Origin of the sequence: Streptomyces sp. NPDC060205 (assembly GCF_042728395.1) — a bacterium.
Lineage (GTDB): Bacteria > Actinomycetota > Actinomycetes > Streptomycetales > Streptomycetaceae > Streptomyces.
The window spans coordinates 1-22716 of sequence record NZ_JBHWZP010000150.1 but is presented as its reverse complement, the minus strand read 5'-3'; the positions used below and the strand labels follow the sequence as shown (position 1 = coordinate 22716).

18 protein-coding genes and 1 pseudogene are annotated in these 22716 nt (G+C 70.7%); 10 read left to right on the top strand and 9 right to left on the bottom strand.

The window, feature by feature from the left end:
• Nucleotides 1-182 precede the first annotated feature (182 nt).
• Nucleotides 183-1103, bottom strand: a complete 921-nt coding sequence (locus tag ACFWGJ_RS24835) for a DUF3027 domain-containing protein (protein WP_387328375.1) — start codon at nt 1101-1103, stop codon at nt 183-185.
• A 503-nt stretch (nt 1104-1606) separates the two neighbouring features.
• Here ACFWGJ_RS24835 and ACFWGJ_RS24830 point away from each other — a divergent pair.
• The 4 genes from ACFWGJ_RS24830 to ACFWGJ_RS24815 all read left to right on the top strand — a co-directional run bounded on the left by ACFWGJ_RS24830 (nt 1607) and on the right by ACFWGJ_RS24815 (nt 5370).
• Nucleotides 1607-3028 (top strand): MFS transporter, encoded by a 1422-nt coding sequence (locus ACFWGJ_RS24830; protein ID WP_387328372.1) that lies wholly within the window; start codon nt 1607-1609, stop codon nt 3026-3028.
• 178 nt (nt 3029-3206) lie between these two features.
• Entirely contained in the window at nt 3207-3695 is a 489-nt protein-coding gene (locus ACFWGJ_RS24825; RefSeq protein ID WP_387328369.1) for a hypothetical protein, read from the top strand.
• 39 nt (nt 3696-3734) lie between these two features.
• The gene (locus ACFWGJ_RS24820; RefSeq protein WP_387328366.1) at nt 3735-4478 is read left to right on the top strand and encodes a futalosine hydrolase; all 744 of its coding nucleotides are present in this window, start codon (nt 3735-3737) and stop codon (nt 4476-4478) included.
• Nucleotides 4462-5370 carry a 1,4-dihydroxy-6-naphthoate synthase gene (locus tag ACFWGJ_RS24815; protein WP_387328363.1) on the top strand — a complete coding sequence of 303 codons (909 nt, stop codon included), beginning with the start codon at nt 4462-4464 and terminating at the stop codon, nt 5368-5370. Before ACFWGJ_RS24820 ends, ACFWGJ_RS24815 begins: the two co-directional genes overlap by 17 nt.
• Nucleotides 5371-5470: 100 nt before the next feature.
• Here the strand turns inward: ACFWGJ_RS24815 and ACFWGJ_RS24810 are convergent, their stop codons facing one another.
• Together ACFWGJ_RS24810 and ACFWGJ_RS24805 are read right to left on the bottom strand one after the other, a co-directional pair.
• Nucleotides 5471-5854 (bottom strand): cold-shock protein, encoded by a 384-nt coding sequence (locus ACFWGJ_RS24810; RefSeq protein WP_149509302.1) that lies wholly within the window; start codon nt 5852-5854, stop codon nt 5471-5473.
• A gap of 164 nt (nt 5855-6018) precedes the next feature.
• A complete protein-coding gene (locus ACFWGJ_RS24805) occupies nt 6019-6210 on the bottom strand; it encodes a helix-turn-helix domain-containing protein (RefSeq protein ID WP_381834561.1) in 192 nt (63 codons plus the stop codon).
• A 1008-nt stretch (nt 6211-7218) separates the two neighbouring features.
• Here ACFWGJ_RS24805 and ACFWGJ_RS24800 point away from each other — a divergent pair.
• Nucleotides 7219-8423: pseudogene (locus ACFWGJ_RS24800) on the top strand (IS110 family transposase).
• An 18-nt stretch (nt 8424-8441) separates the two neighbouring features.
• On the opposite strand, the gene ACFWGJ_RS24795 reads toward ACFWGJ_RS24800, so the two are convergent.
• Nucleotides 8442-8675, bottom strand: coding sequence for a hypothetical protein (locus ACFWGJ_RS24795; RefSeq protein ID WP_387328359.1), 234 nt, complete (start codon nt 8673-8675; stop codon nt 8442-8444).
• Nucleotides 8676-8865: 190 nt separating this feature from the next.
• Entirely contained in the window at nt 8866-10446 is a 1581-nt protein-coding gene (locus tag ACFWGJ_RS24790) for a recombinase family protein (protein ID WP_387328356.1), read from the bottom strand.
• 255 nt (nt 10447-10701) lie between these two features.
• On the opposite strand from ACFWGJ_RS24790, the gene ACFWGJ_RS24785 reads away from it, so the two are divergent.
• The gene (locus tag ACFWGJ_RS24785) at nt 10702-10950 is read left to right on the top strand and encodes a hypothetical protein (protein ID WP_189771853.1); all 249 of its coding nucleotides are present in this window, start codon (nt 10702-10704) and stop codon (nt 10948-10950) included.
• A gap of 15 nt (nt 10951-10965) precedes the next feature.
• Here the strand turns inward: ACFWGJ_RS24785 and ACFWGJ_RS24780 are convergent, their stop codons facing one another.
• Together ACFWGJ_RS24780 and ACFWGJ_RS24775 are read right to left on the bottom strand one after the other, a co-directional pair.
• Nucleotides 10966-11586 (bottom strand): HAD family hydrolase, encoded by a 621-nt coding sequence (locus tag ACFWGJ_RS24780; protein WP_387328353.1) that lies wholly within the window; start codon nt 11584-11586, stop codon nt 10966-10968.
• 188 nt (nt 11587-11774) lie between these two features.
• The gene (locus ACFWGJ_RS24775) at nt 11775-12848 is read right to left on the bottom strand and encodes a hypothetical protein (protein ID WP_387328350.1); all 1074 of its coding nucleotides are present in this window, start codon (nt 12846-12848) and stop codon (nt 11775-11777) included.
• 141 nt (nt 12849-12989) lie between these two features.
• Between ACFWGJ_RS24775 and ACFWGJ_RS24770 the strand changes: the two genes are divergently transcribed.
• Both ACFWGJ_RS24770 and ACFWGJ_RS24765 read left to right on the top strand, forming a co-directional pair.
• Nucleotides 12990-15647: a helicase-associated domain-containing protein gene (locus tag ACFWGJ_RS24770; RefSeq protein WP_387328347.1), complete on the top strand. Its 2658-nt coding sequence runs from the start codon at nt 12990-12992 to the stop codon at nt 15645-15647.
• A 570-nt stretch (nt 15648-16217) separates the two neighbouring features.
• Nucleotides 16218-16535, top strand: coding sequence for a hypothetical protein (locus ACFWGJ_RS24765; RefSeq protein WP_387328344.1), 318 nt, complete (start codon nt 16218-16220; stop codon nt 16533-16535).
• Here ACFWGJ_RS24765 and istB read toward each other — a convergent pair.
• Nucleotides 16513-18069: an IS21-like element helper ATPase IstB gene (istB, locus tag ACFWGJ_RS24760; RefSeq protein WP_387328341.1), complete on the bottom strand. Its 1557-nt coding sequence runs from the start codon at nt 18067-18069 to the stop codon at nt 16513-16515. The genes ACFWGJ_RS24765 and istB overlap by 23 nt on opposite strands.
• 234 nt (nt 18070-18303) lie before the next feature.
• On the opposite strand from istB, the gene ACFWGJ_RS24755 reads away from it, so the two are divergent.
• Entirely contained in the window at nt 18304-19947 is a 1644-nt protein-coding gene (locus tag ACFWGJ_RS24755) for a DNA repair helicase XPB (RefSeq protein WP_387328338.1), read from the top strand.
• A 23-nt stretch (nt 19948-19970) separates the two neighbouring features.
• Here the strand turns inward: ACFWGJ_RS24755 and ACFWGJ_RS24750 are convergent, their stop codons facing one another.
• Nucleotides 19971-20159 (bottom strand): hypothetical protein, encoded by a 189-nt coding sequence (locus ACFWGJ_RS24750; protein ID WP_210881115.1) that lies wholly within the window; start codon nt 20157-20159, stop codon nt 19971-19973.
• 319 nt (nt 20160-20478) lie between these two features.
• On the opposite strand from ACFWGJ_RS24750, the gene ACFWGJ_RS24745 reads away from it, so the two are divergent.
• The gene (locus ACFWGJ_RS24745; protein WP_387328378.1) at nt 20479-22539 is read left to right on the top strand and encodes a HelD family protein; all 2061 of its coding nucleotides are present in this window, start codon (nt 20479-20481) and stop codon (nt 22537-22539) included.
• The last annotated feature ends 177 nt before the right edge of the window (nt 22540-22716 follow it).

Genomic DNA, 22716 nt, shown 5'->3' with positions numbered 1-22716 from the left:
GGACGGGCTGAAAGGCTGGGGCGCAGCCCCGCTTTAAGGGGCGCGGGGAACTGCGCGGCCAGCCCCCACCCACCCGCACATCACAGCCGGGCCCAGCCACCCCAAGGGGCGCGGGGAACTGCGCAGTCTTTTGGCTTGAAGGGGGGGGAGGGGCGCGCGTTCAGGCGAGCGCGCGCCGCAGGCTAGCTGTGGCCGTATTCCGACGACCCGTCCGGCCCCACCGGCACGGACCCGGAATCCGGCGAAGGCCGAAGCGGGAACGGATCCACCCGAGTCTCATCGATCACCGGCGGAGCAGGCCGCGCAGGCGTAGGCATGACCGCCGCCTCCGAATGCCCACCACATCCGTACGAGAGCGACACAACACGCCCGTCCGCCGGCGAGAACTCATTCGCACACACCCCGAACGCCTGTCCGAGCGACCCGCCCACAGGATTCAGGAACCCACAGCTGACGCACGTCGCGGGCGCGGCCTGCGCCATCGCGGTCTTCGCCCCGTACGACTCCTCCCACCGGTCCGCCGCGATGTGCAGCCCGTACCGGGACAGCACACGCGCCCGCCGCATCCCCAGCTCCTCGGCCACGGACGCGATCGACCCGCGGGACGGCACGAGCGGCAGCGCGGCCGGCGGCTGCGCCGTGATCTCGGCGTCCTCCGCCTCGGCCAGCTGGGCCATCTCCTCGGAGATCGGCGCGTTCGGAGCGGGCTCGTCCTCGCCGGAGTAGCCGGGCTCCAGACGCAGGTCCTCCGCGTCCGTGGGCAGCAGGTCCCCGGGACCCATGTCGCCCGGCCGCAGCCGCTCGCTCCACGGCACCCACTCGGGTGCCAGCAGGGCGTCGGTGCCGGGCAGCAGCACGGTCTCGTCGAGGGTGACGACCTTCGCCCGTGAGGCGCGGGCCACCGTGACGGCCCAGCGCCAGCCGCGGTAGCCCATCTCCTTGCACTCGAAGAAGTGCGTGACGACGCGGTCCCCTTCGCTGACCAGTCCCGCGTGCTCCCCCACCACGCCGGGAGCGGCGGCCTCCTCGGCGGCTGCCCGGGCGAGGTCCACGGCCTCGGCACACAGACGGTCGGGGGTTCGGCTTCGCGTTGTCGCGCTCACAGGTATCGCTTCTCTCCTACGCCGTCTCACGAGTGCGCCATCCCTCGACGGGGGTGCGGACGGAGCGGACCGGAGGGCCGCGTCGACGTCCGCGCCCGATCGCACTCGGGCGCACCTACGTCATCCATTCTGCGGGATGACCGAGAGGCGCGCGGCCGAGAACAACCGCCGCGGGCGCGCTACGCACGCTACCGTCTCGTCGGCGCTGGGCCTACACCGGCGTTGCCTTCATGCTGTCGCGGCGTTCCGCCGACCGGGTCCACGGGACGCTCCGAGCGGGTCCACGGGACGTTCCGACCGGGTGCGCGGGGCGCCCGCGGCCGGGTGCGCGGGGCGCCCGCGGCCGGGTGCGCGGGACGCCCGCGGCCGGGTGCGCGAGGCGCCTGTGGCCGGGGCGCACAGCGCCCTTCGCGCACGTCCGGCCCCCGATCCACCGCCCCCACTCAGCCGCTATACGGGCGGTAACTGCGCTACTTCCGTCAATCTCGGGGCACTATTGCGGAGTGGCAGCCGCAAGGACGCCCCAAGGCGCCACCGGAATCGGTGAGGCCGGGGCAGGACGCAGGAGCGGATCGGGCCCGGTGCGCGGGGCCGTCCGTTCCGTCGGCCATGCCCTGCACCTGCCGTTCAGCGGTACGGCGAGAGGCATCAGAAAGGCGACACACGCCCACGGCGCGGGCGAGTCGGGCCTCGGCAAACTGATCGAACTGCACGGGGTGAACGGCGCCGGCGACATGCTGATCACCGTCGCGCTCGCCTCGACGGTCTTCTTCTCGGTCCCGACGGACGAGGCCCGCGGCCGTGTCGCGCTCTACCTGGCGATCACGATGGCCCCGTTCACGCTGCTCGCCCCGGTCATCGGCCCCCTCCTGGACCGCCTCCCGCACGGCCGGCGCGCCGCGATGGCGGGCGCGTTCATGGCGCGCGCGTTCATGGCGCTGCTGCTGTCGGGCGCGGTCGTCACGGGCAGCATCGAGCTGTATCCGGCGGCCCTCGGCGTCCTGGTGGCCTCGAAGGCGTACGGCGTGGTCAGAAGCGCCGTGGTGCCCCGGCTCCTGCCACCCGCGTTCTCCCTGGTCAAGGCGAACTCGCGGGTCACGCTCGGCGGCCTGCTGGCAACGGGCGTGGCGGCCCCGATCGGCGCGGGCCTCCAGGCCCTCGGCCCCCGCTATCCGCTCTACGGCGCCTTCCTGATCTTCGTCGCGGGTACGTTCCTGTCGTTCTCCCTGCCGCACAAGGTCGACTCGGCCAAGGGCGAGGACAAGGCCCTGCTCGCCGCGGACGAGCAGCATCTGCACGGGCCGCACCTCAAGCAGCCCAAGCGCCCGGGGCTGCGCACGGTCGGCACGGCGGTCACGCACGCGCTCGCCGCGAACGCCGCGCTGCGCGGCCTCTCCGGGTTCCTGATCTTCTTCCTGGCGTTCCTGCTGCGCGAACACCCCCTCGCGGGCGCCAGCGCGGCGGTCTCACTGACCATCGTGGGCGTGTCGGCGGGCGTGGGCAACGCGCTGGGCACGACGGTCGGGGCGGCCCTGAGATCCCGGGCGCCGGAGCTCATCATCGTCACCGTGGTCGCGGTGGTGCTCGGCGTGGCCATCACGGCGGCGGTGTTCTTCGGAGTGCTCCTGGTGGCGGTGCTCGCCGCGTTCGCCGGGTTCGCCCAGGCGCTGTCCAAGCTGTCCCTGGACGCGCTGATCCAGCGGGACGTACCGGAACTGGTGCGGACGTCGGCGTTCGCCCGCTCGGAGACGCTCCTCCAGATGGCCTGGGTGGTCGGCGGGGCGATCGGCATCGCGCTGCCGCTCATCGGCACGCTCGGGATGGCGGTGGCCGCCGCCATCATCGCGCTCGGCTGGCTCACCACGGTCCGCGGACTGCTGAGCGCGGCCCGGCACGGCGGCCGGCAGCACGCGCACCTGGCCTGAGCCGCCCGGACCATGCCCACACTGGCGCCGAACCGTCCTGTCCCGTCCGCCCGCCGTCCGGTCACCAAGCGGTCTCCGTCCGGTCGCCACCTGCTCAGCGGAGTGATCCGGGCCCGCGGCACGCCGCGTACCCCACCCACATGGCCGGGCCGCGCGACCCGCCCGATAACCTTCGGCCATGAGCTCCCAGCGTCCCCTTGCGCGCCGTCGCCGCGCCGTCGCCGCCGCAAGTGCCGTTTCCGCCGGACTTCTCGTGCTGTCCGCCTGCGACAAGCCGACGCCGATGGCCACGGTCACGGTCGGCAAGAACTCGGTCAGCGTCGAGGCCGAGTGCTACGAGGACGGCAAGACCATCGGCAAGGAGGAAGCGACCAAGTGCGCCCTCAAGAAGTCCTCCGACACGATCAGCGTCTCGCAGGGTGAGACGCTGCGCATCGGCGTCGACCCGGAGATCGCCGACGAGGGCTGGGCCCTGTGGCTCAACGGCCAGCAGGTCACTTCCCCCTTCAAGAAGACCTACTACGCCTTCGAGGGCGTCGACCTCTTCGCCGAGCAGTCGGGCCAGGCCGCCCCGAAGACGATCTACATCAGCGTCGTCCAGCAGAACAAGGCCGGAACGCAGGTGCAGGGTGTCTGGAACCTCAAGCTTGAGAACGCGGACGCCTGAGCCGTCGCTGAGCCGCCCGGTCCTCAGGGAGCGCCGCTCATGCGTGTCCTCGTAACCACCGCCGTCCCCGCCGAACGGGACGCGGTGGCCGCGGCGTTCACGGCCCCGGCGACGGCGCACGCGGTTCCGGGAGCGGCCCTGAGCAGGGTGTCGCTGCCCGCGCCCGCGGATGCCCGCGACCGCCTCGTGCTCGATCTGCTCGCCGGTGGCGTGGGACCGGCCGCGGCCGGCGCGTCGACCGCCGCCGCGCTCAGCTCGGCCGCGCTGGGCGGTGAGCCGTACGACATGGTCGTCTCCGCCGGTATCGGCGGCGGGTTCCAGCCCGAAGCGCCCGTCGGCTCGCTCGTCCTCGCCGACGAGATCACGGTCGCGGACCTCGGCGCCGAGACCGCCCAAGGATTCGTCCCGGTCACCGAACTGGGGTTCGGAAACGTCACGCACCGGCCGCCGAATTCACTCGTACGAGAGATCGCGGCCGTCACCGGGGCAGGTCAGGGGTCCGTCCTGACGGTCAGCACGGTGACCGGCAGCGCCGCGCGCGCGGTGGAACTGCGCCGGCGCCACCCGCGCGCGCTCGCCGAGGCCATGGAGGGCTTCGGGGTGGCGGAGGCCGCCGCGGCACACGGACTCCCCGTCCTGGAGATCCGCGCCGTGTCCAATCCCGTGGGCCCCCGGGACCGCGCCGCCTGGCGGATCGGCGAGGCCCTCGCGGCACTCACCGGGGCCTTCGGGAAGCTTGCGCCCGTACTGGAGAGTTGGAACCCACATGACGTCACCCACTGAACCCTCGCAGCAGACCTCGCAGACCTCGCCGTCCTCGCAGCCACTGAAGATCGCGTACTCGCCCTGTCCGAACGACACCTTCGTCTTCGACGCCTGGGCGCACGGCCGGCTCCCGGGGGCGCCCGCGCTCGACGTGACCTTCGCGGACATCGACATCACCAACGGCATGGCCGAACGCGGCGAGTTCGACGTCCTGAAGGTGTCGTACGCCGTCCTGCCGTACGTCCTGGACGAGTGGGCCCTGCTGCCCTGCGGGGGCGCCCTGGGGCGCGGCTGCGGGCCGCTGGTCCTCACGCGGGAGGCGGGCGTGGACCTCACCGGCCGCACGGTCGCCGTGCCGAGCGAGCGGTCGACCGCGTACATGCTGTTCCGGCTGTGGGCCGCGGACACCGTTCCCGGCGGGGTCGGCGAGATCGTGGTCATGCCGTTCCACGAGATCATGCCCGCGGTACGGGACGGGAAGGTGGACGCCGGACTGGTCATCCACGAGGCCCGTTTCACATACCAGAACTACGGTCTGCACAAGCTCGCGGACATGGGCGAGCACTGGGAGTCGACGACGGGCCTGCCGATCCCGCTGGGCGCGATCATCGCCAGGCGGGCGCTGGGCGAGGCCACGCTTCGGCTGCTCGCCGAGTCCGCGCGGGCGTCCGTGCGGGCCGCCTGGGACGATCCCGAGGCCTCGCGGGCGTATGTGATGGAGCACGCGCAGGAGATGGACGCGGCGGTCGCCGATCAGCACATCGGGCTGTACGTCAACGAGTTCACGGCGGACCTCGGTGAGGACGGGTACGCGGCGGTGCGCGGGCTTCTCACGCGGGCGGCGGCGGAAGGGCTTGTGCCGGCGCTCGCGCCGGGGGCGCTGGGGTTTCCCCAGCGGGATGAGCTGTAAGCGGCACGGGCTTCGGGTGCGGGTCCGGTGAGGGCTGGGCGCGCAGTTCCCCGCGCCCCTTGACGGGGCTGCGCCCCTGAGGGGCGCAGCCCTGACGGCGTTACACGTCCAGTTGGTCCGCGACCGCGCGCAGGAGGCCTGCGATCTTTTTGCCCGATGCCTTGTCGGGGTAGCGGCCCCTCTCCAGCATCGGGGTGATGTTTTCCAGGAGGGTCGTCAAATCCTGGACGATGGAGGCCAGTTCATCCGGCTTGCGGCGCTGGGCGGCCGCGACCGACGGCGTGGGGTCCAGGAGCGTCACCGAGAGTGCCTGGTCACCGCGCTGTCCGGCGACCACACCGAACTCCACCCGCTGCCCCGGCTTGAGAACATCGACTCCGGCGGGCAGGACCGAGGAATGGACGAAGACGTCGCCGCCGTCGTCGCGGGAGAGAAAGCCGAAGCCCTTCTCGCTGTTGAACCACTTGACCTTGCCAGTCGGCAAAGCACACGCTCCCTCGATCGGTCCCGGACGGGGCCGGACGCTTGTCAGAATGCCGCTGAACAGCCTACCGAGGCTCTCCCCACCGACACACGGGCTTAATCACGCCTGAAAACAAGACTGAGCTCCCACCTAGTGAAGGCAGGGGCGCAGAGGGACCGTTGGGGCTACCCGATGTGCCGGTAGAGCGTCGCGCGGGAGACTTCAAGCGCCTTGGCAATGGCAGTGATGCTCTCCCCCTTGGCTTTACGAGCCTTGGCGACAGTCAGCACGTCCTCAGTGATGACGGACGGGCGCCCACCCACACGCTCCTGCGCCTTGGCTGCCGCCAGTCCGGCGTGCGTGCGCTCAATGATCATGTCTCGCTCCAACTCAGCAAAGGCAGCCATCACGGCGAAGAAGAACTTGCCCTCCCCTGTCGGAGAGTAGGCACCGGAGAGAGTTCCCGTGAGAGACCCGGGCGCTCCGCATTCTTCGCTTGGAGCAACCGGCCGCACTCAGAGCATCCTCCTGAAGCTGCGCGTCCTGAGCCTTGATGCCGACCCGCTTGTATCCGATGACCGCCATGAACCGCTCCCCTCCCTGGCGTTCCCTACCGGCATAGGAAGCGCCTCATAACTCGCCTCATAGCATCGGTCTACCAAAAACCATCTGGTGGCAACTGATCGACCGTTAACCAATCGAATGGAGAAGCGAAGCGCTTTCATTTCCTCCGGGACATTTCCGGCATGTCTGGCCGAACTATCCAGTAGAGGCTTCTGAATGCATCCAGCTCAGTACTTTCCTCGTGGTCCACAAGATCACGCCGCCCTCGGATGCGTGACGAATCGTGTGTTCAACGAAGCGGTACACGGAACGAGTCAGCGAGTCACCGCCGCTTCCCCGCTCGGGCACGGGCGCAGCGCGCACAACCACAGGGCGAGTGCGCCAACCCGTCGAAGCCAGAGGGCGAATGCAGGTATCAGGATCGCTTCCCCGTACCGGTCGACCGTGTAGACCCTCAGGGACGAGCCGGTATGGCCCCAGGTAGCAGCTCTCACCGAGGAGGGACGGCTCTACATCATCCCTGGGACAGGGCTCGGTCGCCTCGGGCTCCTAACGAGCCGTACAGAGGTTCGGGCTACTGCCCCCCGTTACCGTTTTCGAGGCTCCGCATGGAGCCTCCGGCCTTCGGGTCCGGCATGACTTCTCCCCCTTGTTGTTCATGATCCGGGGGGTGGTGTCACCGGGCCCGGAGGCATCGACGGACCGCTGATGAGGGGCTTGAGCACCGGTTTCACCCGAGCCGGAAGAGCTCTCCGTAACGTGGATGTGGCAGCTCGGTGCCCAGGCAAGGTCGGACGAAAGCGTGATGGAGGGGCCTGCACGTGATCGACACCGGCGACATCGACGTCTTCCTCGGCCTGGACGTCGGCAAGGGCGAACACCACGCCACCGCCGTCACCCCGGCCGGGAAGAAGGCGTTCGACAAGCGCCTGCCCAACACTGAGCCCAAGCTCCGCGAGCTGTTCGCCAAGCTGAAGACCAAGCACGGGACGGTGCTGGTCGTGGTCGATCAGCCGGCCTCGATCGGGGCTCTTCCCCTGGCGGTTGCGCGGAACATGGGCTGCCCGGTCGCCTACCTGCCCGGCCTGACGATGCGGAGGATCGCCGACCTCTACCCAGGTGAGGCGAAGACCGACGCGAGGGATGCGTTCATCATCGCCGACGCGGCCCGCGCAATGCCCCACACGCTGCGGGCGATCGACGGGGAGGACGAGACGGTTGCCGAGTTGGAGATGATCGTCGGGTTCGACGACGACCTGGCCGGCGAGGCCACCCGGGTCGCGAACCGGCTGCACGGCCTGCTGACCCAGATCCATCCCTCGCTGGAACGGGTGCTGGGGCCGCGCTTGCAGCACCCGGCCGTCCTCACGCTGCTGGAGCGGTTCGGGTCCCCGGCACAGATACGCAAGGCGGGCCGTCGGCGGCTGGTCACGCTACTGCGGCCGAAGGCCCCGCGGATGGCCGAGCGGCTGGTTGATGAGATCTTCGACGCGTTAGACGAGCAGACCGTGACCGTTCCGGGGACCGACGCGGCCGCGCTGATCGTCCCGAGCCTGGCCGGATCACTGGCGGCAGTCCTTGACCAACGCACGCTGCTGGCCCGGCGGATCGAGGAACTCCTGGAGGCCCACCCTCTTTCGAAAGTCCTGACGTCGATGCCGGGGATCGGCGTCAGGACCGGAGCCCGCATCTTGATCGAGGTCGGCGACGGCAGCACCTTTCCGACCGCCGGCCCCCTTGCCGCATACGCGGGACTCGCCCCGGCGACCCGGAGCTCGGACTCCTCCATCCGCGGCGAACAACCGTCCAGGAGAGGAAACAAACAGCTCAAACGGGCTTTCTTTTCCTCTCCGCGTTCGCCGCTCTGGACGACCCGGCATCGCGGGCCTACTACGACAAGAAGATCGCCCAGGGCAAGCACCACACCCAGGCCCTGCTCTGCCTCGCCAGACGCCGGGCCGACGTCCTCTTCGCGATGCTTCGCGACGGAACCTTCTACGAGCCCCAACCAGCTGCAGCCAGCTGAGGAGTCCAGACCGCTCGGTCAGTCCTCCGGCCGAAGCCGCTGACGAGCGGCCTCAAGCCGCTGGTCATAGTCAGGCGCGAACAGCTCAGGAAGCGCCTTGTCCAGCGTTCCGGCGATCCGATGGATCGACGCCCAGACCGCCGGATCGTCGACAACGCGGCTGAGGTCCGTCATCTGGAGCCTCTCCAGCCAGTGCGACAGCACCAGGGCCTCGTCACTCGTGAGCTTGATCGTGACCTGGCTATCACTCATGCACACCCCTCCGGCTCAGCCCGCCCTCGACCGCACGAACCTACTGGCCTTGCACCTTGACGAACACATAGGGGCACCCCCCCCCGGAAGTCCTACGCGCTCGAAAGACCGGGGTAGCCCGTTCTGAAAACCGAACATTTAAGGTAGGGGGATAAAATTCACAAAGAAGCGTACGCTAATGTCTTCCACATTACTTCTCTGCATTGCGGCTGACGACCAGTCTCGTCATCCCCTTCTTTCCGGGGCGGGAAAGTGCCAACTCATTTGCCATGGTCTGAATATCTCCCAGATCCATGACCATTCCCTTATCTTTCCCGTCTGTCCCCTTATCCCAAACCCAAACCTTTACGCCATAGGCACGGAGGAATTCCCTACGGTCTTCCTGGTCCTTCGACTCCCAGACTTCCCCATACTTCCTACCCGTGGCTTTCAGCGTCGGGTTAGCCCTGTCCGCTTCCTGCTTGGCCAGTAGGGCCACCTTTGCCGAAAGACTCTTGTGCATTCGCATGTACGAATCTTCCTGTCCCTCCCCGTCGTACTCTCCTGCGATGTACTTTGCTTCCAGGTTATCCAGCCGTGCTTTTGCGTCCTGGAGTTCCCTTGCCTGGCTAGGTCCCGTACCGGCACGCTCGTGCATTTCCCACGTGCCTACGCTCCCCCGAATCTCCTGGTCAACCCATGCATCAAGCACGTCAGCACGGATGTAGAGACCTGTTGAACAGTCGCCTCCCTTGAACTTGTTGGAGCAGCGGTAGTACCTGTGACCAGGAACTTTCGTGTTGTCCTTCCTGGTGTGACCTGAGCCGAGCAGCGAGGAAACCGGCGCGTCGCATTCACCGCACCGAGCGATACCAGCGAGCAGGCTCTTCGCACCTGTTCGGCTTACCGCCCCTACAGGTTTGGGGGACGGTTTGATCCTGTCGACAAGGTCTGCCCATTCGTCCATGGACGCGAGAGGCTTTTCTGGGAGAATGACCGGCTCTCCCTGTTCATCCAAGACAGCCTCGCCCTTATAGGCGTAGATACCGGGAACCCATGAGGAGCGGATGAACTTATTGATGATGGTGGACTGCCACTGCGTCCCCATGGTTTCCTCCCCCTTCAACGCCCTGAGGTGGTCTCCCCATGTGAGTACGCCACGACCGTTGAAGTCTCGGGCAATCCTGTGTGTGGACTGACCCTCACGGACACGAGAGAAAATCTCTTCCACGTGGGGGTGGAAGGCCGGGTCAATCTCCAGAACCTTCCTCTTGCCTCCTTCTACGGCTTTGATGCGATAGCCGGTAGGTGGAGCGCCCGTGAGCCACGAACGGTTCTCCAAACGGCTCTGTACGCCGTTCAGGATGCGTGCCTGGATCGTGTCCCACTCGGCCTCAGCAAAGACGGCAGTCATACGAGCCATCATCTTGCCCTGGGGGGTGGAAAGATCGAACCCCTCCTCCACGCAAACGATGTACTTGCCGTTTTGCTGCGCCCATTCCAAGAGTTCGTTGAAGTGCATCGAGCGACGGGTGAGCCTGTCCATCTTGGCTGCGATGATCACGTCGAACTCCTCCGCGCGGGACGTGAGCCACCTACCGAGTCGCGGACGCTTGAACGGAGAGATGGAGCCTGAGACGTCGGTGTCCTCCGCCTCCCCCACCAGGACGCCGGCCAGGTGCGGAGAGCTGACGTGGTGTCGGATCACGCCACGCTGCCACTCGATGGACGTAGAGCCGTCCGAGTCGGCAGAGAGGCGTAGGCAGGCGAGGTAGCGCAGACCGGGTGTCATGAGGGGAGGCTAGCGGAATATGTGTGCCTAGGTGACCTGCTACCGCTTGCCGGTAGGCACGTCTGTCCTCGTCCTCGTACTCGTCGGAAACTGCGTCGGAAAGACTTCAAGACTTCGGCTGAAACTGCTCGGGAAACAGGTCCGTACAGCACTACAGCGGGTCGTCGGACCCGCCGGTACCAAGGCTAATGGTCCGGCGGCTGCTGACAAGACGTCGCCGGATTGTTCCTCAGGGCAGGGAACTACCCTGGTCGAGTGCGTGACAAAACCCAACCGAATTCCGCCGCGGCCGGAGAACGACTCATCCGTGCCGGTGCCATCGTGTTCTTCGTCGGAGCTGTGGCCACTCTGGTCACCGTGGCCCCGCTACTGCTCGACACGACGCCCTTTCCTACGTACATGTTCGGTCTGAGCATGTTGATGGGCGTCGGATTCCTCATCGCGGGAGCGGGGGTGTTCCAGTCGATCGCCGACGGCCGCCGGCAGGCACGCGGAAGTTCGTGACCGTCCGGCGGTTCCCTAATGGCGGGTGGCCAGCCAACTCGGGAACTCCAGCAGGTCCTTGAGGACCACGTCGGCGCCGGCCGCGCGCAGTTCCGCCGCGTCGCACGGGCCGGTGGCCACCGCGACGGACAGCGCTCCCGCGGTCCGCGCGCCGCGTACGTCGCCGGTGTGGTCGCCGACGTAGACGCCCGCGTCGTACTCGCGCAGGGCCTCCGCCTTGCGCTCGGCCCACAGGTCGCCGATGACCGCGTCGGCGTCGATGCCGAGATGGCTGAGATGCAGCTTGGCGTTGGGCTCGTACTTGGCGGTCACGACGATCGCCCGGCCCCCGGCGGCCCGTACCGCCTCGATCGCCTCGCGGGCGCCGGCCATCGCGGGCGTCGGGGCGATGGCGTGCGTGGGGTACATCTCGCGGTAGACGTCCGCCATGGCCGGGACCTCCTCGGCCGGAAACCAGTTGACCAACTCCTCCGCGAGCGGCGGTCCGAGCCGGGTGACGGCGAGATCGGCGTCGATGAAGGTCCCCGTGCGCACGGAAAGCGCCTGATAACAGGCCCGGATCCCGGGCCGGGAGTCGATAAGGGTCATGTCAAGGTCAAACCCGACGGTCAACACACGAGAAGTCATATAACCCATTGTGCCCACTGCTCTCAGAGGCCCGGGACCGTGACGCGGAACGCGGGACGCGACCAGCTGCTTTCGGGGGCCCGGCGCCGTGACGCGGGACGCGACCCGCTGCCTTTAGGGGCGCGGGGAACTGCGCGACCAGCCACAGCGCACCCGCACCCGCACCCGACACACCCCGCCCCACCTCGCGCGCACCGTCACTTCCGGCGCTGCGACCGCCACACCAGATACAGCGCCGAAGCGACAGCCGCACCGCGCAGCACCCACGGCCAGGTCCCGGCGATCGCGTCGCTCATCCCGTCCTGCGCGATCGGCTCCCCCCAGCGCCCCTGCGAACGGCCCCAGATCCAGACGATGCCCCCCGAGGCGACGATGCCGGGCACCACGAGGACGGCCCACTTCGCCTCGGTGGGACTCAGGCGGCGCGAGAGGTAGGCGATGAGCCAGCCGAGACCCAGCATGACGAGGTTGCCGATGACCGCGCCCGCGACGAGGAGGGCGGCGGCGAGCAGGAGGAGAGGGTTGGACCAGCCTCCCCCGGCGCCGAGGGGGCGCAGGCGGGGTACGAAGCGACGGCGTACGCGCCCGGCCGGTACGGGTACCTCGACGACCTCCGGCGCCGCGGACTTCGGCTCGGGATCACCTTCCTTGGCGTCCTTGCCGGGCTTGCCGGGCTCATCGGTCTCGTCGACCGGCGGCTTGAACAGCTCCGGGATCTCGACGCCGCCCGTGAACCCCGGCACGCTGTCCGTCGCCCCGAACGGGCCGCTCTCCACCCGCCACCAGTCGGGCTGGGGCCCGGTGCCCAGCTCCTCCGTGCTGGCGAGGTGCGGCGGGGTGGGCGGCGAGCCGACCATGCCCGTCGACTCCGACTCGGCGACCTCGGGACTGGCGGCACGCGGCCGGGGCACCGCGCGGCGCAGACGCCCCGGACGGGCCGCCGGTTCCGCGCGCGGGGAGGGCACGGCGGACCGCTTCGGCGGGGACGGGTCCGCACCGGCACTCCGGTCCGTGCCGGCCCCCGTGCCCGCGCTGCCCTCGGTCCGGGAGTTGGCGGCGGCGACCACCGACTCGGGGGTGCCGATGCGGTCCAGGATGCGGCGCACCGCGGCCGGGCTGTCGAGGGTCGCCTTCGTCCGGCGCCGGTCGATCTCCCCGCGCAGCTCGGACACGAGCCGCATCCGTGTCCCCGACGGCAGCTGCCTCTGCTGGGCCAGGTCGCCCACCCGGCTCAGATAGTCGAATACGAGCTGGTCGCTCTCGATCCCCACGAAGTCCCCTCCGGGACGCCCACGTTGCCTTTTCCCGTGCGACCGACGGTACCGCGCCCGCCGCCGGTGGCGGGCCCCGGCACGGCCGCGGCGCACGCCGACGGGAACGGCGGCGGGGGCCCACCCGCTACCGTGGATCGGATGAGCGTCCAGGAGCAGTCGTCAGAGGAGCCCGGCGGGGCGTCCACCGAGGAGCCCGCCCCCGCCGGGGCGCACCCTCGTTCCCTCGCGGAGGACCTGCGGGCCCGCGACGACTCCTCCCTGTCCGCGCTGCTGCGGGCCCGCCCCGACCTCATCACCCCCGTACCGACCGACCTGACCCAGCTGGCCGCCCGGGCCGGTACGCGGGCCTCCGTGATCCGGGCCCTGGAGCGCCTGGACCGGTTCGCCCTGCAGACCGCGGAGGCGCTGGCCGTGGCCCCGGAACCGGCGCCGTACGGCACGCTCCAGGCCCTGCTGGCGGGCGACGCGGGCGATCCGGCGGTCGTCGAGGCGCTCCCGCGCGCCGTGGCCGTCCTGCGTGAGCAGGCCCTGGTGTGGGGCTCGGACGACCGGCTCCGGCTGGTGCGCACGGCCCGCGAACTGCTCGCGCCCTCGCCGCAGCACCCCTCCCCGACGGGGCTCGGCCCGACGGTCGCGGAGGCCACCACGGGCATGTCCCCGGGCCGTATCCAGGAACTGCTGACGGCGGCCGGGCTGCCCACGACCCACGACGCGGTGTCCGCGGTGGAGTCGCTGACCGGGCTCTTCACCGACCGCGCCCGGATGTCCGACCTGCTCGGCTCCGCCCCGCCGGACTCCCTCGAAGTCCTTGCGCGGCTGGTCTGGGGGCCGCCGTACGGCCAGGTGACCGCCGATCCGGCGACCCGGCTGCGCTGGCTCCTCGACCGCGGACTGCTGCTGCCGACGGCGCCCGGCACGGTCGTACTGCCCCGCGAGGTGGCCCTCCATCTGCGTGCGGGGCGGGCGCACCAGCGGACGGAACCGCTTCCTCCGCCGGTCGAGGCGACCTCCGTACACCGTCCACAGGTTGTGGACAGCACGGCGGCCGGACAGGCGTACACGGCGCTCGCCACCGTCGAGGAACTGCTGAAGGACTGGGACGAGGGCGGTCCGTCCGTGCTGCGCGCGGGCGGTCTGAGCGTGCGCGACCTGAAGCGGACGGCCGTGGCCCTCGACGTACCGGAGCAGGCCGCCGCCTTCTGGGTCGAACTCGCCTACGCGGCGGGCCTGCTGGCCACGGACGGCGAGGCCGACGAGCGGTACGCGGCGACGCCCGCCTACGACGAGTGGCTGGAGCTCCCGGCGGCCGACCGCTGGACGCGGCTGGCCACGGCATGGCTGTCGGCGACCCGTACGGCGGGCGTGGTCGGCGGACGCGACACCAAGGAGCGCACGCTGGCGGCGCTGGGCCCCGGACTCGACCGCTCGGCGGCGCCCGAGGTCCGGCACCGGGTCCTCGCGCTGCTCGCCGCGCTGCCCGAGGGCGGTTCCGCGTCCCCCGACGCCCTCGTGGCCCGCCTCCACTGGGAGCGCGCCCTGCGCGGCGCCGCCTCCTCGGACGATCTGCGCTCGCGGATCGCCCGGTGGACGCTGACCGAGGCCGAGTCCCTGGGGATCACCGGCAGAGGCGCGCTGTCCGCACACGGACGGGCGCTCATGGGGGCGCCGCCCGGTGCAACCGCCCCCGCGCCCGCCACCGGACCCGGCGACAAGCTCCCCGTCCATCACCGGCACCTCCACCACCCGGTGCCCTCGCCGGAACCCCGCTCCCCCGCCGAGGTGGCCTCCGCCGCCGCCCTGGCCGGCCGGCTGCTGGCGCCGCTCCTTCCCGAACCCCTCGACCACGTCCTGCTCCAGGCGGACCTGACGGCGGTGGCCCCGGGTCCGCTGCGCCGTCCGCTGGCCGACGTGCTGGACGTCCTCGCGGACGTGGAGTCGAAGGGCGGGGCGACGGTCTACCGCTTCACCCCGGGCTCGGTCCGGCGCGCCCTGGACGCGGGCCGCTCGGCCTCCGACCTCCAGGCGTTCCTCACCGCCCACTCCCGTACGCCGGTGCCGCAGCCGCTCGCCTACCTGATCGACGACGTGGCCCGCCGGCACGGTCACTTGCGGATCGGCGCGGCGTCGGCGTACGTGCGCTGCGACGACGACGCGGTCCTGAACGAGATCATCGCCGACAAGCGTGCGCAGGGGCTGCGGCTGCGCCGCCTCGCGCCCACGGTGCTGGCCGCCCAGGCCGACCCGGCCACCCTCCTCGAAGGGCTGCGCGCGATGGGCTTCGCGCCGGCCGCCGAGTCCGCCGAGGGCGATGTGCTGATCACCCGCGCACTCGCGCACCGCACGCCCCCGCGCACGGCGCCCGAGCCGGTCCCCGACGGTCCGCCGGCCCCCGACACCACTCTGCTGGGCGCCGCGATCCGGGCCATCCGCGCGGGCGACCTGGCCTCCACGACACCGCGCAAGCCGTCCGCCTCCGGTTCCGGTTCCGGTTCCGCCGAATCCTCCACCGGCTCCGGCTCCGGCTCCCCCGGCTCGTCCGGTGGCGGGCGCAACGGCACGCTGCCGCGCACCACCTCTGCCGAGACCCTCGCCACCATGCAGGCCGCGGTCCTCACCGGCGGCACCCTGTGGATCGGTTACGTGAACGCCGAGGGCGCCGCCAGCCAGCGCGTCATCGCCCCCGTGCGGGTGGAGGGCGGTTTCGTCACGGCGTACGACCACACCGCGGACGAGGTCCGGACGTATCCCCTGCACCGGGTGACGGGTGTGGCGGAACTGGCGGACGACCAGGCCTGAGTCGCGCGCCCTCGCCCGCCGGACGCCGCCTCACTCGTGCGGGTGTAGACGGCGGTTCATGCGCGCCACGCCGGAGGCTTCCCACCCATGAGGGACCTTGTGGGCCCTCCGGCATTCCCGCGCCGGCCGCTGGGCAGCCACTGGGCGTCCTGCTCACGCAACGAACCCATGTGAAGAAGAGGGAACCCCATGCGTACTGCCCGTCGTGTCGCCACCGTCCTGATCGGTACCGCCGCGCTGCTCGGCGCACTCGCCTCACAGGCCGCGGCGATCGGCATCGATCTCGGCGGGGGCGTGACGTTCTGAGCCGCCTTCGCGCGACGCGTCACCGTCACACCCCGTAAGTCCCTTCTCGCCTCGTACGCCCAGGGGGCCTCGTGCGCCCCGTGGGCCCCGTACGTCCAGTGGGCCCCGTACGTCCAGTGGGCTTTGTACACCTCGTACGCCCCGCGGGCCGGACCCGGTCATTCCGGGTCCGGCCCGTCCCCTCCGTGGGCCCCCTCAGTGGGTCCCCGCCCCGCTCAGCAGCACCCGAAAGGTTCCGTAGCTCTCATGCGTCCCCTCCGCCTCATGCTGCAACCCGCCTGTCCCACGGCCTCCGTGCCCGCCGTGAGTCCGGCGAGCACCGAGCGCCGTACCCACCACGCGCGCACCGCCGCCGCGGTCGCCCTCATCGCCTCGGCCCTGCTCATCGGCGTACTCGCCCCGCAGGCCGCCGCGGCCCGGACGGCCGCCCGGGCGCCCCAGGCGGCCCCGGCCACCACCCCGTCCGCGCGCTCCGCGCTGCCGCTGCCGCTGCCGGTGACCGCCGTGGAGCCGCTGGTGACCGAGGGGGTCAGCATCGAGGGGCCGCTGATCAACAACATCACTCTGCCCACGCTGAGGTGACCCGGCGCATGCGGTAGCTGTCCCCTTCGAGGCGCACGATCTCCGCGTGATGCGCCAGCCGGTCGACCATCGCGGGCGCTGCGCCGCCGAAGACCTCCTCCCAGCGGCCGAGCGGACGGTCGGTGGTCACGATCAGGGAGGACCGCTCGTAGCGGTGCGCGACGAGCTGGAAGAAGAGGTGGGCGGTGTCCGGGTCGAGCGGGGTGTAGCCGACCTCGTCGACGATGAGCAGCGGGCGGGCGTCCAGGTCCGCCAGTTCCTCGCCGAGCCGGCCGGCCGACCGGGCCCCCGCCAGCCGCGCGGCCCACTGCGCCGCGGTCGCGAAGAGCACCTGGTGCCCGGACTGGCACGCCCGTACGCCGAGGCCGACGGCGAGATGCGTCTTGCCGGTGCCGGGCGGGCCGACGAACACCACGTTGCGCCGGGCCGCGACGAAGTCGAGGCTGCCGAGCCGGGACACGGCCTCCCGGTCGAGCACCCGGGGGTACTCCTCGTCGAACTCCTCCAGCAGCTTCCGGGCGGGAAAACGGGCGTCACGGATCCGGGCCTCGACCCCGGGCTCGGTGGCGTCGTGCACGTCGTGGGGCTCGTGCGCGTCGTACGGGGAGGAGACCGTCTGCACCGGGATCGGGACGGTGGCCTGAGCGGTGGCCGGCGTGGCGGCCTGTGCGGCGAGCTGTGCGGCGGCCTGCGAGACGGACGGGCCCGGGACGGGGACGGGGATCCGTGGGACCGGCACGGTCTTGGCCGCGAACGCGAACTCGGCCGGGACGGAGGACCCCGTCATCCCGCCGGCCGCCCTCCCTGCGCCCTCGCCCACGGACCCGGCACCGGAGGCATACGCGTACCCGGGCCCGCGCTCGTGCCCGGCCCCCTGCTCCCGCCCATGCCCCTGCCCGTGCGCCTGTGCGTGGGCCTGCCCCTGTCCGTGCATCAGCGCATGGGCGAGTCCGTGTCCCTTGTGCGTCCGCTCCCCGTGGGTCGCCATCGGGCCCGACATGTACGCGAGGATCGCGGCCGAGGCGATGAACGCCATGTGGATGACCGTCCCCCACAGCAGCGAGTGGTGCGAGGTGTGGTGCACGTCCACGAACATCTGCAGCAGGTGCACGGACGAGATGCCCACGATGGCGGTGGCGAGCTTCACCTTCAGCACGTTGGAATTGACGTGCGAGAGCCATTCCGGCTGGTCACGGTGGCCCTGGAGGCCGATGCGCGAGACGAACGTCTCGTACCCGCCGACGATCACCATGATCAGCAGATTGGCGATCATGACGACGTCGACCAGTTTCAGGACGGCGAGCATCACGTACGTCTCGTTCGCCTGCCCGGTCACGCTCCGGATGATTAAAGTCCACAGCTCTCTGAAGAACTTGTAGACGTACACACCCTGTGCGGCCACCAGGCCGAAGTACAGCGGGGCCTGGAGCCAGCGGGTGGCGAAGAGCGAGTAACCGAGGGTCGCGCTCGGCTGCGAGGGAGGCGCCGTCTCGGACTGCGGCTCGGGCGGCGGGGCATGGCTGTGATGAGACAACAGTGAGCTCTCCCTGGGCGGCGAACCGGGCGGTGACCTGCGGCAGTGACCTGCGGGATCGCCATTCTTCGGGGCAGCGGCCGTAAATCTGAATTCACACCACTCATTGGAATGAATAGACATTCAGTAGGACAGGACCGGGGGCACCGGGCGAGCGCGGCGGCACACCCCGGCCATCAGGCACACTGGACGTTTGGCCGTGCACATCGCACGGCTGTGCAGAAGGGGACGCGCGTGAATGGTCCACTCATCGTCCAGTCCGACAAGACCCTGCTCCTGGAGGTCGACCACGAGCTGGCGGACGAGTGCCGCCGGGTCATCGCCCCCTTCGCCGAGCTGGAGCGCGCGCCGGAGCACATCCACACCTACCGGGTGACACCGCTCGGGCTGTGGAACGCGCGCGCGGCCGGCCACGACGCCGAGCAGGTCGTGGACGCGCTCGTGCAGTACAGCCGCTATCCGGTGCCGCACGCGCTGCTCGTCGACATCGCGGAGACGATGGGCCGCTACGGCCGGCTCACGCTGAGCAAGCACCCGGCCCACGGACTCGTCCTGACCACCACCGACCGGCCCGTCCTTGAGGAGATCCTGCGCTCGAAGCGGATCACCCCGCTCGTGGGCGCCCGGCTCGACCCGGACACCGTGGCCGTGCACCCCTCCGAGCGCGGGCAGATCAAGCAGACGCTCCTGAAGCTCGGCTGGCCGGCCGAGGACCTCGCCGGGTACGTGGACGGGGAGGCGCACCCCATCGGGCTCGCCGAGGACGGCTGGTCCCTGCGGCCCTACCAGAAGCAGGCGGTGGAGAACTTCTGGCACGGCGGCTCGGGTGTGGTCGTGCTGCCCTGCGGCGCCGGAAAGACGCTGGTCGGCGCGGGTGCGATGGCCGAGGCGAAGGCCACCACGCTCATCCTCGTCACGAACACGGTCTCGGCCCGGCAGTGGAAGCACGAGCTGGTCAAGCGCACGAGTCTGACCGAGGACGAGATCGGCGAGTACAGCGGTACGCGCAAGGAGATCCGCCCGGTCACCATCGCGACGTACCAGGTGCTGACGACCAAGCGGAAGGGTGTCTACCAGCACCTGGAGCTGTTCGACTCCCGCGACTGGGGGCTGATCGTCTACGACGAGGTGCATCTGCTGCCCGCGCCGGTCTTCAAGTTCACCGCCGACCTCCAGGCGCGCCGCCGGCTCGGCCTGACGGCCACGCTGGTGCGTGAGGACGGCCGCGAGTCGGACGTGTTCTCCCTCATCGGGCCGAAGCGTTTCGACGCGCCCTGGAAGGAGATCGAGGCGCAGGGGTACATCGCGCCGGCCGACTGTGTCGAGGTCCGGGTGAACCTCACGGACTCCGAGCGGCTGGCGTACGCGACGGCCGAGGCGGAGGAGAAGTACCGCTTCTGTGCGACGACGGCGACGAAGCGCAAGGTCACGGAGGCGCTGGTCCGGCGGTTCGCGGGCATGCAGACACTGGTCATCGGCCAGTACATCGACCAGCTCGACGAACTGGGCGAGCATCTGGACGCGCCGGTCATCAAGGGCGAGACGTCGAACGCGCAGCGCGAGAAGCTCTTCGACGCGTTCCGTGAGGGCGAGATCAGCGTGCTGGTCGTCTCGAAGGTCGCCAACTTCTCCATCGACCTGCCGGAGGCGACGGTCGCCATCCAGGTGTCGGGCACCTTCGGCTCCCGCCAGGAGGAGGCCCAGCGCCTCGGCCGGGTGCTGCGTCCGAAGGCGGACGGCCACCAGGCGCACTTCTACTCGGTCGTGGCCCGCGACACCATCGACCAGGACTTCGCGGCCCACCGCCAGCGCTTCCTGGCCGAACAGGGTTACGCGTACCGGATCGTGGACGCGGACGAGCTGCTGGCCGACAACTAACCGGTCGGCGCCCCGGCGGAGCGCTAGCGGCGGCGTACGCCGGCCTCCTCGCCGTACTCGCCGAGGAGGACCACTCCGAGGGCGGCGCCGGCGAAGACCTTGACGGCGCGCAGGGCGTCGCCGACGCGGTGACGGTGACTGCCCCGCAGGGCGGTCGCGCCGTTCGGCGGACGGGGGCGGGCGGGGGCCTGGGTGAAGGTCGCGGTACTCATGCATCCATGGTGGAACGCCCGCGCCCCCCTTTCATCGGCCTGCGGACCGAGCCTGGGTCGCCCGCGCGTACGACTTGGGGGCGATCTCTACCCCGGAGGTAGGGGTGGGCGTCCCCTAGGGGGCCCGGGGTGGGAAAACGGTTGGCCCCGGACGCCCCCGCTCGCCTAGGATCTCCGCTCTTGCCCGCCTCCCGTCGTGGAGCGCCGCCGTCCGGACGGAAACCGGCCGGTTCACCGCCACAGTCAGCGGGGCCCGCCCGGCCCCGCGGTTCCCGCAGGCCCGGAGGCAGCACCCGTGTCCACCCCGTCCGACTCCGCCATGCCGTCCGACGATCCCCTCTCCCGTGAACGCACCCATCTCGCGGACTCCCGTGCCGCACTGCGGGCGATGCGTGAGGACGTCCAGTCCCTCGACATCCGGGACGTCACCGCGAACTGGGTCAACGCGGAGGTCCTGACCCGCCAGATCGACGAACGCATCAAGGCCCTCGCCGACCTCTCCCACACCCCGCTCTTCTTCGGCCGCCTCGACTACCTGCACGCCCCGGGCGCCGAGCAGGCGGAGGGCGCCGAGGGCGAACGCTTCTACATCGGACGCCGGCACGTGCACGACGCCGGCGGCGACCCGATGGTGATCGACTGGCGCGCCCCGGTGTCCCAGCCGTTCTACCGGGCGTCCAAGAAGACCCCGATGGACATCGCGCTGCGCCGCCGCTTCGGCTACACCGGCGGCGACCTCACCGCGTACGAGGACGAGCACCTCTCCGACCCCGCCGAGACCGCCGCCACCAGCAAGCTGCTCCAGCGGGAGATCGAACGCCCGCGCGTGGGCCCCATGCGCGACATCGTCGCGACGATCCAGCCCGAACAGGACGAGATCGTACGGTCCGGTCTGGGCGGCACGGTCTGTGTGCAGGGCGGTCCCGGCACCGGCAAGACGGCCGTCGGCCTGCACCGGGTCGCCTACCTCCTGTACGCCCACCGCGACCGCCTCGCCCGCACCGGCACCCTCGTCATCGGGCCGAACGCCTCCTTCCTTCACTACATCGAGCAGGTGCTGCCCGCGCTGGGCGAGCTGGAGGTCAAACAGGCCACGGTCGCCGACCTGGTCGCCCACGTCGAGGTGCGCGGCACGGACGAGGCGGCGACCGCCGTCGTCAAGGGCGACGCACGGATGGCCGAGGTGCTGCGCCGGGCGGTCCGCGCGCAGGTGACCCTGCCCACCGAGCAGGTCGTGGTGGTCCGCGGTTCCCGGCGCTGGCGCGTACCGGAGTACGAACTGACCGCCATCGTCCAGGAGTTGCTGGACCGGGACATCCGGTACGGCGCCGCCCGCGAGGCTCTGCCGCAGCGCATCGCGCACGCCGTGCTGGTGCAGATGGAACGGGCCGGCGAGGCGCCGGACGACCGGGTGCAGGACGCCGTCGCCCGCAACCCCGCGGTGAAGGCGGCGGTCAAGGCGATCTGGCCGCCGGTGGACCCGGCGAAGCTGGTCTTCCGGCTGCTCTCGGACGCGGACTTCCTGGCGCTGCACGCGGAGGGCGTCCTCAGCGAGGACGAGCAGGAGACGGTCCGCTGGGCGAAACCCGTCCGGTCGGTGAAGTCCGTCAAGTGGGCCGCCGCGGACGCCGTGTTGATCGACGAGGCGACCGACCTGGTCCAGCGCACGCACTCGCTCGGGCATGTCGTCCTGGACGAGGCGCAGGACCTCTCCCCGATGCAGTACCGGGCGGTGGGCCGGCGCTGCACGACCGGCTCGGCGACGGTCCTGGGCGACCTGGCGCAGGGCACGACGCCCTGGGCGACGAGGAGTTGGGAGGAAGCCCTCGCCCACCTGGGCAAGTCGGAGGCGGTGGTGGAGGAGCTGACGGCCGGTTTCCGCGTCCCGACGGACGTGATCACGTACGCGTCCCGGCTGCTGCCGCACATCGCGCCGGGGCTGGCGCCGGTGGCGTCGGTCCGGGAGAACCCGGGCTTCTTCGAGGTCCGCCGGACCGGAGCGAACGCCGACTCCGACAACGACGTCGTCGCCGAAGTGGTCGACGCCTGCGAGGAGTTGCTCGCGCGGGAGGGGTCGGTGGGGCTGATCGCCGCCGACGGGCGGGTGCCGGTGCTGGCCGAGGCGCTGGTGAAGGCGGGCCTTCCCTACCTCGCGCCCGGCGAGGAGACGACCGCCTCCGCCCGGCTGACGCTGGTGCCTGCGTCGCTCGCCAAGGGGCTGGAGTACGACTACGTGGTACTGGACGAGCCGCAGGCGGTGGTGGACGGCGAGCCGGACGAACGGACGGGGCTGCGCCGCCTGTACGTCACGCTGACGCGAGCGGTGTCGGGACTGATCGTGACCCACGCGGACGCCTTGCCGGCGCAGTTGGAAGACTGACGGGCCGATGGCCGGTGCGGCCCGGCGGGGGCTGGCCGCGCAGTTCCCCGCGCCCCTGAAAGACGGGCCGGCAGCCGGGTGCGGGCCGGCGGGGGTTGCTCGCGCCGTTCCCCGCGCCCCTCGGGGAGGGGCTGCGCCCCGTCCCACCCAGGGGCGCGGGGGCCAGCCCAAAACATG

Coding starts and splice junctions, on each gene's coding strand:
- ACFWGJ_RS24815 (WP_387328363.1), top strand. CDS start 4,462: ATGACGTCACCCACTGAACCCTCGCAGCAGACCTCGCAGACCTCGCCG.
- ACFWGJ_RS24805 (WP_381834561.1), bottom strand. CDS start 6,210: ATGATCATTGAGCGCACGCACGCCGGACTGGCGGCAGCCAAGGCGCAG.
- ACFWGJ_RS24780 (WP_387328353.1), bottom strand. CDS start 11,586: ATGGGTTATATGACTTCTCGTGTGTTGACCGTCGGGTTTGACCTTGAC.
- ACFWGJ_RS24765 (WP_387328344.1), top strand. CDS start 16,218: ATGCTGCAACCCGCCTGTCCCACGGCCTCCGTGCCCGCCGTGAGTCCG.
- ACFWGJ_RS24790 (WP_387328356.1), bottom strand. CDS start 10,446: ATGACACCCGGTCTGCGCTACCTCGCCTGCCTACGCCTCTCTGCCGAC.
- ACFWGJ_RS24745 (WP_387328378.1), top strand. CDS start 20,479: ATGCCGTCCGACGATCCCCTCTCCCGTGAACGCACCCATCTCGCGGAC.
- ACFWGJ_RS24795 (WP_387328359.1), bottom strand. CDS start 8,675: ATGAGTGATAGCCAGGTCACGATCAAGCTCACGAGTGACGAGGCCCTG.
- ACFWGJ_RS24820 (WP_387328366.1), top strand. CDS start 3,735: ATGCGTGTCCTCGTAACCACCGCCGTCCCCGCCGAACGGGACGCGGTG.
- ACFWGJ_RS24770 (WP_387328347.1), top strand. CDS start 12,990: ATGAGCGTCCAGGAGCAGTCGTCAGAGGAGCCCGGCGGGGCGTCCACC.
- ACFWGJ_RS24750 (WP_210881115.1), bottom strand. CDS start 20,159: ATGAGTACCGCGACCTTCACCCAGGCCCCCGCCCGCCCCCGTCCGCCG.
- ACFWGJ_RS24825 (WP_387328369.1), top strand. CDS start 3,207: ATGAGCTCCCAGCGTCCCCTTGCGCGCCGTCGCCGCGCCGTCGCCGCC.